Raw genomic sequence first — 12,267 nt, 5'->3', positions numbered from 1 at the left:
TACGACAGGAACACGCGAAGGTCGGGCACCTACTCCGCCGAATCGCCCTCGGCGAGCAGTTGATACAGCTGCTTGCGGGTGCCGGTGAGGATGCGGGTGGCGGCATCCAACTGCCGGTCCGACCCGATCTAGGCGACCTGCGAGGCCGCGAGCATGACCTGCTGGATCAAACCCTGAACCTCCAGCAGCGCGTCATCCGCGCCGCCGGTCACCGAATCCCAAATGCCCGAATCCGCGCCTGTGGTTTGGCCCGCGACCTTCAGTGCGATACGCAGGACTTCGAGGTCGCGCAGTGGGCGCAGCGGCACGGGTACTTTCGGACGGCAGCCTGAGCGCTAAAGTGTTCTGTCCACGGCGGTTTCGTGTTTCCGCGACCTCGACGAACGCGACTTCGGTGTCGCGTCGGTCAACGCCCCGATACGGCCGGGGAGATGAACGAATCGGCGACGAGAGAGGTTTGCCTTGGAGATGGCGCTGCTACGGCATCGAGATCTGTTGCGCCGCTTGTTCCCGGAGACCGAACCGGAGCATCTGGCCGTCCGGGAGGGACAGTTCCATCTGGTGGTGCTCGGTTCGGATCGCGTCGTGTGCCTGCCCCGCACCGAAGCGGCCGCGGCCCGGCTCCCGCAGCGCGCGGCCGTCCTGCGTGTCCTCGCCGGATTCGACCTCGGATTCCGTACGCCGGAACCGCTGGAGGAAGGCAGCGCGGACCGCGTCGGCGAACCGCCGTTCCTGGTGTTGAGCCGTGTTCCCGGAACACCTTTGGCGGCTGAGGTGCTCGATGATCCCCGTGCGGCCGATGTGGTCGCGGGCCAGTACGTCGAACTGTTGACCGGTCTGGTCACAGCCGGCGCCGATGACAGAGTGCGCGCCGCCCTGCCCGCTCCGGAAGGCCGGTGGCGGCGGTTCGCGGCGGATGTCCGCACCGAACTGTTCGGACTGATCTCCGCAGGAGGGCGTCGACGAGCCGAACAGGAACTCATTGCCGTCGAAGACCTTCCGCACCGCACCGCGGCCGTGGTGCACGGCGACCTCGGCCCCGAGAATGTCCTGTGGGAGAACATCGACGGATCTCCGCGCCTGAGCGGTGTGGTCGACTGGGACGAAGTCACACTCGGCGATCCGGCCGAGGACCTCGCGGCCCTCGGCGCGGGCCACGGCGATCCGATGCTGCGGCGGGTACGCGCATTGGGTGGCTGGGCGGATGACGAAATGACCGCCCGCATCGCCGCGATCCGCGGCACCTTCGCTTTGCAGCAGGCCCTCGCCGCCCACCGGGACGGCGACGCGGAGGAATTGTCGGACGGCCTGGCGAACTACCGCTGAACAGGCGGCCTGTGGCCACCTTCGGCCAATCTGTGGGCGATGCGGCGGCATGCGTCGACGAGTTCGGGTGGGTGGAGTTCGGTGATCCCGGTGTCGAAGGTGGCGAGGATGCCCGCGATGCCCGCCCAGGACCAGGCGCCGAGCGTGAGTCGGCAGTGCTCGGTGTCGAGGTATTCCACGACGGAACCTCCCGGCGCCCAGCGGGCCACGATGTGAGCGGGCAGGTCGAGCCGGGCGGTGCCGGTGTGTGGCCAGGCGGCGGGGCTGTCGCCGCGGTCGTGGGTGCTCATCACGAAGTGGGCGAGGTTGTCGTCGGGCAGCGGGCGGGCGGAGAAGTGCTGGGTGGTGGGGCGGGGGTGCAGTCGGTCGACGCGGTGCACGCGCCATTGGCGATCGGTGCGATCGTAGGCGACCAGGTACCACCGGGCGGCCCAGACAACCAGGTGATGGGGTTCGATGCGGTGGGCGGGCAAGAAGTCGGGGTCACCGGGTTCGGGGCGGGTGCCGTCGGCACGCAGCATCTCGGTGACGAGTAGGCGCCGGTGGCGCACCGCGGTGCCGACGGTGGTGAGGGCTGCCGGGTCGATCGGGGGTGCGGGGAACTCCCAGTAGTTCTGCAACCGGGTCAGGCGCAGGGATTCCATGGATGCCCGCAGCGCGGGCGGCATGACCTGGTGCAGCGTGGCCAGTGCCCGCGCGGCGTCGTCGCCGAGGCCGAACATCGTGCCGGGCGCGGTTTGCAGGGCCACCGCGATCGCGAGGGCTTGGTCATGGTCGAACAGCAGTGGCGGCAGGGTCTTTCCGGCGCCCAGCCGGTAGCCGCCGTCGGGGCCGTGGATGGTGGTGATCGGGTAGTCGAGTCGGCGGAGGGTTTCGATGTCGCGGCGGACGGTGCGCTCGCCTGCCCCGAGCCGGGTCGCGAGTTCGCGCAGCGACCACAGTCTGCCTGTGCCGAGCAGGGACAGCAGTCGCAGCGCCCGATGGGAGGTATTCGCCATCGTCCCATCATGATTCGGTAGTGGCCGCTCGATGTCCACTACTGCTGTCAGGGTGGGGTCTGTTTCGAACACGCAGTGACGGAGAGGACGGTCGGGTATGCGGGTAGTCGTGGTAGGCGGGGGAATAGGTGGGCTTGCGTTGGGGGCGGGGCTGCGTCGCCGGGGGTTCGAGGTCGCCGTATTCGACCGCGACATCGATGTAGCGGCGACGGGCGGCTATCACATCACCCTGGATGAGCGGGCGCAGTCGGCGCTGACAGATCTGGTGGAACCGCAGATCATGCGGCGGTTGCTGGCCTCGGGTTCGGCGCTGCGGCTGCGCGAGCGGGACGCGTTCTGGGACCGCCGCGGCAGGCTGCTCGGTTACGGACCGGATCTGAGTGGCAGTGACAGCATCGACGTCGACCGGATCACCCTGCGGACACTGCTGGCCGAAGCGGTCGGCGATGACCTGCACCTGGGACGCGTCGCGTCCGGCGTCGGTCACGACGACCATGGCGCGCCGCAGGTTCTGTTCACCGATGCGGCGCCGATCTCGGCCGATTTGGTGGTGGGCGCGGACGGCGCCCACTCGATGGTCGCCCGCCACCTGGCGGGCGGCCCGACCAACAGTCCGGCGGGCATCATCGGATTCTGCGGTCGCACCCTCCTGCGCGACCTCGGCCCCGGCGAGCGGCAGCGGCTTAAACCACGATCGGGGACGGCGATCGGCCCGCGCGGGGCCGCGCTGTATATCGGGTTTCTCGACCCGGTCGGCAACGCCGCGCTCGACGCCCCCGACCTGCGAATGTCGATCACCACCGGCCCGACCTACATCTGGGGCGCCATGTTCCCCGAATCCGCGGTCCGCGATTCTCTGCGTGACCTGCGGGGCGGCGAGCTGCAGGCCGCGCTGCTCGGCCTGTTCCGCGAGCGCCGCTGGGCCGAGCACACGCTCGAGGTCATCGCCAGGGCCGACCCGCACAGCCTGGCCGGGTTCCGCTTCAACGCCGCCTCCACCCGCGCGGACGATCTCGCGCCGTGGGCCGCGGGTCGGATCACCGCCCTCGGCGACGCTGTCCACGCGACACCGCCCACCGCCGGAATGGGGGCGGGTGCGGCCATCCGCGACGCCGCCGACCTGGTCGAGCACATCAGCGCCGCCGCCAACGGCGCCACCGCCCTCACCGACGCCGTCCGGGATTTCGAGGCCGGTATGCGACGGCGTGGCAGCGAAGTTCTCACGATGGCGATGAAGACCGTCCGGTGGATCCTGGCCACCGACACCGCGCTCGGCGCCGCGGCCACGACGGTGAGCACCCCGATTCTGGCCGCGGCAGCCAGGCTGCGGCGTTGACCCGCCACGCCGCCGCGTCCCGAAATCCTGGCGCTGATGCGATGATCCGCCGGGCGTGACCGGGGATATCGCGAAAATGGCTGTGGCCGTCGCGGATCGTCTATGTGGATCCCGGACCGGTCGGCATGGAGCCGCCGGGTAGGTCGTTGCCGAGATACCGTTCGATCAAAGCGGCCGCGGCGGTGCGGCCGCTGGTGCGCAGCGACGCCACGACGGCGGGTCCTTCGATACGGGCATCGGCCGGGCGGGTGAGTTGGTAGTGCTCGGCGCGGCGCGGCTGACCGCGCATCCCCAGCGCGACCCCACCCGCCCCGCCGAGCGCGAGCATGCCGAGCAGTAGCCAACTGGTCGGGGTGAGGGTGTCGCTGTGCTCGGAATCATGCTGCGTCGCAGTGGTTTGCGTCGGGCAGATCTCGGGGGCGCACGACTGTATCGACGCGGTCGCGGTGGGCGCTATCGCACAGAGAACGACAGGCACCGCGACCCAGACGGCCGCGCCGCGCATCAGCGTCGAGCGCTCCCGCGCCGAATCCCGCCTGGTCCACCTGAACCCTCGCACCACAACCCCCTTCACCTTCGACACCGCCTCGGTGCCGATCACGCAGCGTGCTCGTCACGACTATCCGCTGCGGCGTCGTCGCCGTTTCATATCCGCTCGGCGCACATCCAATGACCGGCGAACGTCGTTGGCCGCCCTGCACAACCCCGTCGGCAAATTTATAGCAAACTTCCGGTCGCTTGTCCAAGAGCCTATTGTGTCGACCATCACTGTTGCGCAATCGATTCCGTAAAGATCCCATGAAATATCCCGTGCGGGTGCCCGGCGAACGGCTGCGTACCGCGTGCGCGCGTTCGGCAGGTTCGCGAGGTGTGGCAGGCACTACCGGAAAGAGGGGTGTTCGCCCGCTCGGACGCGCGGCCCGCGATTCCTAACGTTGGCATGTCCGTTTGCCACACGAACAGGAGTTCACTTGCCTATCGCACACAAAAAGGGTGTCGCGGTATTCCTCATCGCGACGTTCGGGATTTCCTGGACCTGGATGTACTGCGCCGCAGAGGTTTTGCAGCTTTCTCTGGTCAATCCGTTGGTACAGTTGCCCTTCGGATTGGCGCCGGCTCTGGTCGCGGTGGTCGTCCGCAGGTGGGTGACGAAAGAGGGGTTCGCCGATGCCGGTCTCGCCCTACGGTTTCGGAAGAACCGGCGCTACTTTCTGATGGCATGGCTCGGCCCGCTGCTGTTCGCCGTGACAGGAGTCGCGGCCGCCGCGGCGGCAGGCTCGCGCACGACGATGACCCCGTGGGTGACCACACCCATATTGATGGCGATGGTCATTCCGCTCATCCCGATCTACTGGGGCGAGGAATTCGGGTGGACAGGCTACCTTCGACCGCGCCTGTTCCCCGACCGACCACTGCTGTCGGTCGGGGCGACGGCACTGATCTGGGCTGTCTGGCACTACCCGCTCGCCTTCTTCGGCTACGTCGAATTCGGGAATCCCCTGCTGGGTCTGCTGGTGTGGACAGTGTCGATCCTGTTTCAGGAGGTGATCCTCGCCTGGCTGTACCAGAGCACCGGCAGCATTTGGACTGCCAGTCTGGCCCACGCGGGCAACAACATGGTCTTGTTCCTGCTGGTCGGTCAGGTCCTGCCGGATTCGACATCGATGTCCATCACCTTGGTCGCGACCATCCCGCTGGCCTTGGCGGCCTGCTGGATCGTCGCGACCGGACGTCTTCGGGCCATCCAGGGAAAACCATTGCGGGAGGCCGATATCAGCGGTGGCTTCGATGCGCCGTCTCCGGACCGACCACCCGCAGCAGGCCGAGTGCCTCGACACTAGGGGATGGATTCGGGCAGGAGACCGTCGATTACGCGGCGCAGTTTCTCGACACCGTCGGATTCGCCGAGCCGCAGCGCGGTGTTGGTGGCGTTGAGGGCGGCGTCGAGTTGGAAGACGGTCAGGTCGGTTTCCGGGAGCGCGGCGCGTTCGAGTTGCCCGGCCAGCAGGTTGAGCCAGTCGCGACGCTGCCGCATCAGCGCGTCGCGGACCGGTCCGGGGTGGCTGTCGAACTCCGCGAGATTGGCGTTCCAGAAGCAGCCGCCGGGAAACAGTGGTTTCGCGACGTAGGTGATCCAGTGTTCGAGGAGGGCACGCACCAGGGGGACCCCTTCCGATGCCTCCTCCGCCGGGCGTATGACCGCGTCGATGAAGACCATCCTGGCGGTTTCGACAGTGCTCAACTGGAGACGCTGTTTGGTGCCGAACAGCGTCTGAATTCCCGCTTTGCTGATATCGAGGTCCTCGGCGAGACGTCCGAAACTGAGCCCGCCGAGCCCGTCCAGCGACGCGACATCCACCGCGTGCCGGGTGATGATCTGCCGCGACCGAGCCCCCCGCTGCCGCCGCCCATCGGTGGTCGGGTCGGAGTTGGACGGGGTGTGTTCGGTCATCGACGCGGCGGCCTCTCGGTACTCGGGGAGGCGGGCAGGAGCCAGCCGAATACGAGGATAGCCACGATGACCCCGGCGACTTCGGCGAGCACGAATCCGGGCACGTCGGCCGGACGGATGCCGGAGAAGGTATCGGTCGCCGCACGGGCGATCGTCACCGCCGGATTGGCGAAGTCTGTTGGGGTGAACCAGAATCCGCCGCCAATGTAGGCGGCGACGATGCCTGCCACCGCTGTGGGGCGGGTGCGCGTGCAGACCCATACGACACCAACCAGGCCGAATGTCGAGACCACTTCGCCGAGCAACTGCGTCGCCCCGTGCCGCGGGCGGGTCGACCATGACCAAACCGGTTCGCCGAACATCAACTCCGCCAGGGCCACGCCGCCGACGGCACCGCCCATCTGCGCGGGCACATAGGCCAGGGCGGTGCGTGCGGAGAGATCACCCCGAACGGTCAGGGCCGCGGTGATCACCGGATTGAAATGCGCGCCCGACACGGGGGCGAACCATTCGATCAGCGTGAACAACGCTGCCGCGGTGGCCAACGCGTTCACCAGCAAAGCGATGGCCATATTGCCGTCCGCGAGTCGTTCGCCGAGGATGCCCGAACCGACGATGGCTGCGAGCAGGAATCCGGTGCCCAATCCTTCGGCGGCCAAGCGTCGCGGCAGCGACAGTCGCGGCGCCGCAGGCGCGCTCGGTGCGCTGCTCACAGCACTCGCTCGACGTGGTAGGCGACGCCACCGTCCACCAGGTATCCCGTTCCGATCGCGACGACGTCGTTGAGCCAGGCGTAGCGGGTGGATCCGGTCTCGAACAGCGGGTTCGTGCGGAAGTAGTAGCGCGCCGGGTCGATTCGGTGTCGGGTGGTCGGGTCGACCATCTCGGCACGGACATCCGCGGGGACCACCCAGCGGCCCTGATAGGTCATGTACAGCAACTCGTCATCGTCGGTGCGCAGCGTCAGGCGGACATCGAGCATCATGGTGCCGTTGGGGCGGAACAGCGCCCAGTCGCCGCCGCCCGCGACCACATCGCCCCGCAGCCGCGGACCCTCGAACGATCCGCCCGCGGCGCCGTAGAGCACACGGCGACCCAGCGGGCCGTGCTCGCCGAAGCCCAATGGGACGTTCAGGTCCACTACGATGTCGAAAAGTGCTGCGGTGCCGGTGGTTTCGACATACCTGATGCGCGAATCGGCGGTCACCGCAGGGCTCGATCAAGCTCGCCGAACAGGGTGCGGCGCACCGCATCGGTGGAAACCCCGGACTGGGTATACAGAACAGAAAGGTCGAAGAAAAACCGTTCACTGGCGATCAGGTCGTCCGCGAATGTGAATGCGATGAATACCGGCACCTCCGCGCGCATGCCGTTCGGGGTGACGCCGAATCTGTTGCCGGTCATGGTCATCCGAGCAGCGCCCCAGCAGACCAGCGTCTCGCCGTTGTCGGCGTGGCCTGCCAGTTCGACCTGATAGTCCGGGAAGGACGCGAAGAATCGCGCCAGCGCCCGCTCGTTCGCCGCCGAACCGCGAGCCGTGGTCCCGAATGCCGGGCTTTCCAGCATCATGTCCGGATGCAGCAGCCGCAGCGCCGCGGGGAGGTCCTGCCTGCTCTTGGCGACAGCCAACGCTTGGGCCAGCTCGAACATGCGGTGGGTGTCCATGGTGATCCTCTGGTAGCTCTTCTGTCGAATACCGACAGACAAAGAATACATACGGCCGCATGTATTAATCAAGCTGCCGCGCGACCGTCACACGCTGTTCGGATCGCCCACACTCTCGAGGCCGTGGTCACGGTGCGGGTAGGAATGCGACATCGCCGACCGAAGCCGCCCGTCGTCTGGGTCGCGGGCCACCAACCGCACGGGACCCTCACGCCCGCGCAAACGTTCGACCCTCTCTCGTTCCTCGACTTCCTCACCGACGAAGCGGTGACCTGGAATATCGAAACGGCCACACCCCGAAGGTGACGCGTCGTTACGTTCGTCGAAGGAAATCGGCGATCAACTGTGCGACAGCGGCCGGAGCGTCTTCGAGACAGTAGTGACCCACGCCCGGCAAGCGCTCGATGGACGCTGCGGGAAAGATCGCGGTGAACAGTGGCAAGAAGTGTTCGGCCTGGAGCGTGCGGTCGGCTTCGCCCCAGATCGCGAGCGCGGGTTTGCTGCGGATCGATCGCTCGGCCGACGCGTCGGGTGTCTCGAACCGGTGAGCCTCGGTGGCGAATCCTTTGGCCCAGCCGATGGCGCCGAGGCAGTCGGCGGGTGTCGCGAAGGGTGCGGCGTAGGCCGCGAGCCAAGGGTCGGTGATGATCGCGTTGTTCTCGAAACCGTTGAGTTTCAAGGTGCTCAGGATGTTGTAGCCGAGCCGTTCCAGTATCGGCTCGAGGCTGCCGCCGGCATGGGCTTCGGCGATCCACCGGAACCACGGCGCGCTGCCCGCGTTCGCGGTGATGCGGTCGAGCAGGTTGGGCTGACCGAACGGTGTCGGGCCGTTGGTGGTAACGACCCGCGCGATGCGATCGGGATGCCGGGCGGCCAGACCCATCCCGACGGGGCCGCCGAAGTCGTGCATGACGAGGGTGATGTCGGTGAGGTCCAGGGCCAGGACGAACCGCTCGAGGTTGTCGATGTGGTCCTGCAGCCAGTAGGTGCGCTCGCCGGGCGTCTCGCTTTTACCGAAACCCATGTGGTCGGGAACGACCACCCGGTGTGTCGCGCTCAGCGCCGGGATCAGGTCGCGAAACAGATAGCCCCAGGTCGGTTCGCCGTGTAGACACAGCACGACTTCGCCACCCGCGGGTCCTTCGTCGACGTAGTGCATTCGGAAGCCGGGTGCGTCGGTGAAATGGGGTGGGAAGGGGAAGGTTCCGGCGAAGGTTTCCGAGTCCTGGATCACGATGGTCTCCACATCTGTGGTTGCAAATTAAAACCGCAAGGACCGTAGCAAGGGTGGTTTCAATTTGCAACCACTATGGTGGCGGCCATGTCCCACTCAGAGCGCGATGGTTCCCGTACGCCGAAGTTCCGTCCACCCTGTCCACCCGCGCGCACTCAACAATTCGACGAGCCGACGTGCCTGCGGCGCGCTGTCGAAGGCCAGCGTATCGATCAACTCGACCAACGCCGATTCGATATCGCCGCCAACGTATTCTGCGGCCCCGCTCATCGGCCAGGCGCGTGAGTTACGCGGACAACTCGTCGGCGAGCCCGACCAGAATCGGATCACCGCCGACCCGGTCGAAGGCCCGCCCTGCGGTGCGATAGAAGTCGATGAGCGGTCCGTCGCAGAGTTGCGCCCGCTTGCGCGCCATCAATTTCGCGGCCAGTTCCGGAGCATGCGCGACCAAGGGAATCCAACCATCGCGTTCCACCTGAATGATTCGCTCATCGACCCCGAATTCCCGTAGCCGATCGAGAAATTCGACGACTTCCGGCGGCAGGATCAGGTGATCGCCGGACGCGAGGCGGGCGATCCGCTCCCGATGCCGCTCCCGCTGTCGGATCTGTGCCCGCAGCCGCTCGTCGATCTGCGCGATGGCCGCGGAGTCGGCGCGGAGCAGTTCCCGCGCCAGTGGCACGCCCGCCTCGGCGAGGGTCCGGATCTTGATCAGGTCGACCACGGCGGCCGCCTGGTACCAGCGATAGCCGGAATGGTCGCGTTCCGGCTCGGGGAGCAGACCATTCGCGTGATAGTGCCGCACCGCGCGCACCGTCACACCCGCGTGCGACGCCAATTCGCCGATGGTCAGCATCGGACCGAACTCGCGATCATTCGGGCGATCTGCCGGGCATGGGTGACGACCAGTGCGTGCGTGGCATCCAGCCAGGTCGTGGCCGTCTGTGGCCGCTCGCGGACCAGTCGCTCGACCCCCGCATGCCAGAGTCGATTGTGCCGTGCGGTCCGCCCCGCACGACCGTGACCTGCCATCGAGGTCGACATGATCATGCTGATCGGAATATCGATCCGGCGATACCGGTCGATCAGGCCGGGGCCGACCACATCGATATCGAGGTCGATTCCGGACCTGAGCACATCCAATTCGAGGTTGAGCTCGAGGATTTGGCGTCCGGACAATCCAACCCGACCCGATGTCGACGAACTTTCCCACAACTCGAGGAATTCCGGCAGATCCGCCCTGGTGATGAACGGCGCCGGTATCGGATTGGCCCCATCGAGGAGAACGAGTTCGCGGACGGCGTCCGGATTCTCGGCGGCATAGTGCACGATCAGGTCCGCGCCGTAGGAGTGGCCGACGAGCACGGGTGGCGTGACGCCACCTCCGTCATCACAGTGACGAAATCGTCGAGGAATGCGGTGAAGGAGTACTGCGCGGCCGCCGCCGACAAACCATGCCCCCTGAGGTCGAGACTCACCACATCGAAGTCGCGGCGCAAAAGCCCGATGAGTTCGTACAACTCGGCCTGCGTCGAAACCAAACCCGGACACAGCACCAGCGGCATTCCCCGCCCACCGCGCGAAACCGCTATCGCGACACCATCGCGATGAACCATGAACCGGTCAACCTCGCTACTCATGCACCCATGGTGCGAGGTTGACCCTGCGTCATGGTCAAGGGCTGTCGCCCGAATCAGGCGGGTTTGACTGTGATCTGACCATTCGAGGTCCGAATATCGAGGTGATACTGGCCTGCCGGGGTGTTGGGGACATCAATATTCTTGCGGCCGTTCGTGGTTTCGGCCGACACCTGATAGTTGCCATTCGGTACGGCGAGAGTGACCGACCCGTTGGAGGTTGTGGCCCGCACGTCCTGCGCCACCGCCAGGGTCAGATCGATGCTGCCATTGCTGGTTTTCGCCTCGACCTTGGACCCATTGATCGCCTGCCCCTGGATCCGGCCGTTGGAGGTCTCGGCTTTCACCGGACCGGCGACGTTGTCCAGTTGTACGTGGCCGTCGTGGGTGGACACATCCACGCTGCCGACCCGCGAGAGCGTGATCGCGCCGGTGGTGGTCGAGCCGCTCACCGGCAGGTTCACCGGAACCGTCAGCGTGTAGGTCACCGCGCAGTCCGTGCCGCAACCGCCGAGCACCAACTGCCCGTTCTCCACCCGATAGGTGACATCGGACGGTTTCGCACCGTGGTAGCTGAAGTTCCGCTTCAACGCGACCGGACCCGCGTCCGCACGACCCTCGACGTTGACGCCGCCCGCCTCCATATCCAACCGAATCGAGGAGATCTGCTGCGTCAAGGTGGCGCTGTCCTCGATGTGGGTTGGCTGGACGGTGCTGCAAGAGCTGACGGCGATCGTTCCCAATCCGGCGAGCGCCAACGCACGCAGCAGGTTTCCCATGAGTTTCCCTTCGAATGTTGCTGAAATCCGGACTGTCGCAAGCGTCTCGACTCCCGCACGCTAGTACAGCCCATTCGGAAGCAATCACAACTGTAGTCCCAGGGGTGGGTAATTGATATCTCAGGGACCCGACGGGTGCCATTCGCCAACAGTTTCGCCTAGCTCAGGCATGATCCGCGTGACCGAAGTCGGCTTCGGTGGATATCGGGCACACGGTGCTGTTCGCGGTGTCGCCACACTGCTGGGCGCGCTGCGCGCGGTGACCGGCAACCTCTCGTCGGTGTCCGCCTCGGAAGCATCCAACCGAATCAATCCCGGCAGGGCCGCCCTGACCGGCGGCTGCTCAACCCGGGTGGCGGTCCATTCCTTCCGGGATATTCGCGTGATCATCGCGTAGCGGCGCCCATAGCCGGTCGGCGTCGCCTGCGGTGACGCGACTGCGGTAGACGTCGATCTTGTGGTCGATGAGCTTCAGGTTCTGCTGAATCTCGGTGAGTTTCGCGACCACCTCGGCTCGGTGCGACTCCATCAGGGCCAGACGTTCGGTTTCGTTTCCTCGTCCGGCCGAGACGAGTTCGGCGTAGCGACGAATGACCTTGATCGGCATGCCGGTCGCGCGCAGCCGAGTGCAAATATTGATCCATTCCAGATCCAGCTCGCCGTAGCGCCGCCGACCGCTGCGGGTGCGGTCGACAGGGGCGACGACCAGGCAGGCGCGCTCGTAATAGCGCAGGGTGTGCACGCTGACCCCGGTGCGGCGGGCGGCCTCGGCGATGCTCACCCCCGGCTCACGGCAGGGCTCGGGCGACTGCGGTTTGACTTCGAGCACGCTCTAAATTC

General features: G+C 66.5%; 17 protein-coding genes. 3 read left to right on the top strand and 14 right to left on the bottom strand.

The genetic code is table 11. The features are described 5' to 3' along the window. Positions 1–128 precede the first annotated feature (128 nt). A complete protein-coding gene (locus D5S18_RS19145) occupies positions 129–308 on the bottom strand; it encodes a hypothetical protein (RefSeq protein WP_120042433.1) in 180 nt (59 codons plus the stop codon). 160 nt (positions 309–468) lie between these two features. On the opposite strand from D5S18_RS19145, the gene D5S18_RS19140 reads away from it, so the two are divergent. Continuing rightward, the gene (locus D5S18_RS19140; protein WP_120042432.1) at positions 469–1,326 is read left to right on the top strand and encodes a phosphotransferase family protein; all 858 of its coding nucleotides are present in this window, start codon (positions 469–471) and stop codon (positions 1,324–1,326) included. On the opposite strand, the gene D5S18_RS19135 is transcribed toward D5S18_RS19140, so the two are convergent. Continuing rightward, positions 1,317–2,324: a helix-turn-helix transcriptional regulator gene (locus D5S18_RS19135; protein WP_120042857.1), complete on the bottom strand. Its 1,008-nt coding sequence runs from the start codon at positions 2,322–2,324 to the stop codon at positions 1,317–1,319. The genes D5S18_RS19140 and D5S18_RS19135 overlap by 10 nt on opposite strands. Before the next feature lie 97 nt (positions 2,325–2,421). On the opposite strand from D5S18_RS19135, the gene D5S18_RS19130 reads away from it, so the two are divergent. After that, positions 2,422–3,660 carry an FAD-dependent oxidoreductase gene (locus D5S18_RS19130; protein WP_120042431.1) on the top strand — a complete coding sequence of 413 codons (1,239 nt, stop codon included), beginning with the start codon at positions 2,422–2,424 and terminating at the stop codon, positions 3,658–3,660. 100 nt (positions 3,661–3,760) lie between these two features. On the opposite strand, the gene D5S18_RS19125 is transcribed toward D5S18_RS19130, so the two are convergent. Then, a complete protein-coding gene (locus tag D5S18_RS19125) occupies positions 3,761–4,219 on the bottom strand; it encodes a hypothetical protein (RefSeq protein ID WP_147404017.1) in 459 nt (152 codons plus the stop codon). Positions 4,220–4,631: 412 nt separating this feature from the next. On the opposite strand from D5S18_RS19125, the gene D5S18_RS19120 reads away from it, so the two are divergent. Then, a complete protein-coding gene (locus tag D5S18_RS19120; RefSeq protein WP_203236814.1) occupies positions 4,632–5,501 on the top strand; it encodes a CPBP family intramembrane glutamic endopeptidase in 870 nt (289 codons plus the stop codon). Here the strand turns inward: D5S18_RS19120 and D5S18_RS19115 are convergent. From D5S18_RS19115 to D5S18_RS19065, 11 genes are all read right to left on the bottom strand, one after another. Then, complete coding sequence (locus D5S18_RS19115; RefSeq protein WP_120042429.1) at positions 5,498–6,112, bottom strand: TetR/AcrR family transcriptional regulator; 615 nt, start codon at positions 6,110–6,112, stop codon at positions 5,498–5,500. The genes D5S18_RS19120 and D5S18_RS19115 overlap by 4 nt on opposite strands. After that, positions 6,109–6,825, bottom strand: a complete 717-nt coding sequence (locus D5S18_RS19110; protein WP_203236813.1) for an aquaporin — start codon at positions 6,823–6,825, stop codon at positions 6,109–6,111. Before D5S18_RS19110 ends, D5S18_RS19115 begins: the two co-directional genes overlap by 4 nt. Continuing rightward, on the bottom strand, positions 6,822–7,319 hold the full coding sequence (locus D5S18_RS19105) for a DUF3237 domain-containing protein (RefSeq protein ID WP_120042428.1): 498 nt from the start codon (positions 7,317–7,319) through the stop codon (positions 6,822–6,824). Before D5S18_RS19105 ends, D5S18_RS19110 begins: the two co-directional genes overlap by 4 nt. Then, positions 7,316–7,777 (bottom strand): ester cyclase, encoded by a 462-nt coding sequence (locus tag D5S18_RS19100; RefSeq protein ID WP_203236812.1) that lies wholly within the window; start codon positions 7,775–7,777, stop codon positions 7,316–7,318. Before D5S18_RS19100 ends, D5S18_RS19105 begins: the two co-directional genes overlap by 4 nt. A 313-nt stretch (positions 7,778–8,090) precedes the next feature. Then, positions 8,091–9,011 (bottom strand): alpha/beta fold hydrolase, encoded by a 921-nt coding sequence (locus D5S18_RS19090; RefSeq protein ID WP_120042853.1) that lies wholly within the window; start codon positions 9,009–9,011, stop codon positions 8,091–8,093. A 96-nt stretch (positions 9,012–9,107) separates the two neighbouring features. Next, positions 9,108–9,281, bottom strand: coding sequence for a hypothetical protein (locus D5S18_RS35380; RefSeq protein WP_203236811.1), 174 nt, complete (start codon positions 9,279–9,281; stop codon positions 9,108–9,110). A 16-nt stretch (positions 9,282–9,297) separates the two neighbouring features. Beyond that, complete coding sequence (locus D5S18_RS19085; RefSeq protein WP_203236810.1) at positions 9,298–9,867, bottom strand: MerR family transcriptional regulator; 570 nt, start codon at positions 9,865–9,867, stop codon at positions 9,298–9,300. Further along, a complete protein-coding gene (locus D5S18_RS19080) occupies positions 9,861–10,376 on the bottom strand; it encodes an alpha/beta fold hydrolase (RefSeq protein WP_239003872.1) in 516 nt (171 codons plus the stop codon). Before D5S18_RS19080 ends, D5S18_RS19085 begins: the two co-directional genes overlap by 7 nt. Further along, positions 10,343–10,651 (bottom strand): alpha/beta fold hydrolase, encoded by a 309-nt coding sequence (locus D5S18_RS35780; protein WP_239003871.1) that lies wholly within the window; start codon positions 10,649–10,651, stop codon positions 10,343–10,345. The genes D5S18_RS19080 and D5S18_RS35780 overlap by 34 nt, the downstream gene beginning before the upstream one ends. Positions 10,652–10,704: 53 nt before the next feature. Beyond that, positions 10,705–11,427, bottom strand: a complete 723-nt coding sequence (locus D5S18_RS19075; protein ID WP_120042426.1) for a DUF4097 family beta strand repeat-containing protein — start codon at positions 11,425–11,427, stop codon at positions 10,705–10,707. Positions 11,428–11,770: 343 nt separating this feature from the next. Beyond that, on the bottom strand, positions 11,771–12,256 hold the full coding sequence (locus D5S18_RS19065) for a MerR family transcriptional regulator (RefSeq protein ID WP_120042424.1): 486 nt from the start codon (positions 12,254–12,256) through the stop codon (positions 11,771–11,773). Between the last annotated feature and the right edge of the window lie 11 nt (positions 12,257–12,267).

It is taken from the genome of Nocardia panacis (assembly GCF_003598715.1).
Taxonomy (GTDB): Bacteria; Actinomycetota; Actinomycetes; order Mycobacteriales; family Mycobacteriaceae; genus Nocardia; species Nocardia panacis.
This window is presented reverse-complemented; position numbering and strand designations above follow the sequence as displayed.

Bases quoted from the DNA above. Each gene is read 5' to 3' on its own strand.
- D5S18_RS35380 (WP_203236811.1), bottom strand. From the start codon at position 9,281: ATGAGCGGGGCCGCAGAATACGTTGGCGGCGATATCGAATCGGCGTTG.
- D5S18_RS19100 (WP_203236812.1), bottom strand. From the start codon at position 7,777: ATGGACACCCACCGCATGTTCGAGCTGGCCCAAGCGTTGGCTGTCGCC.
- D5S18_RS19085 (WP_203236810.1), bottom strand. From the start codon at position 9,867: ATGCTGACCATCGGCGAATTGGCGTCGCACGCGGGTGTGACGGTGCGC.
- D5S18_RS19140 (WP_120042432.1), top strand. From the start codon at position 469: ATGGCGCTGCTACGGCATCGAGATCTGTTGCGCCGCTTGTTCCCGGAG.
- D5S18_RS35780 (WP_239003871.1), bottom strand. From the start codon at position 10,651: ATGAGTAGCGAGGTTGACCGGTTCATGGTTCATCGCGATGGTGTCGCG.
- D5S18_RS19135 (WP_120042857.1), bottom strand. From the start codon at position 2,324: ATGGCGAATACCTCCCATCGGGCGCTGCGACTGCTGTCCCTGCTCGGC.
- D5S18_RS19130 (WP_120042431.1), top strand. From the start codon at position 2,422: ATGCGGGTAGTCGTGGTAGGCGGGGGAATAGGTGGGCTTGCGTTGGGG.
- D5S18_RS19115 (WP_120042429.1), bottom strand. From the start codon at position 6,112: ATGACCGAACACACCCCGTCCAACTCCGACCCGACCACCGATGGGCGG.
- D5S18_RS19075 (WP_120042426.1), bottom strand. From the start codon at position 11,427: ATGGGAAACCTGCTGCGTGCGTTGGCGCTCGCCGGATTGGGAACGATC.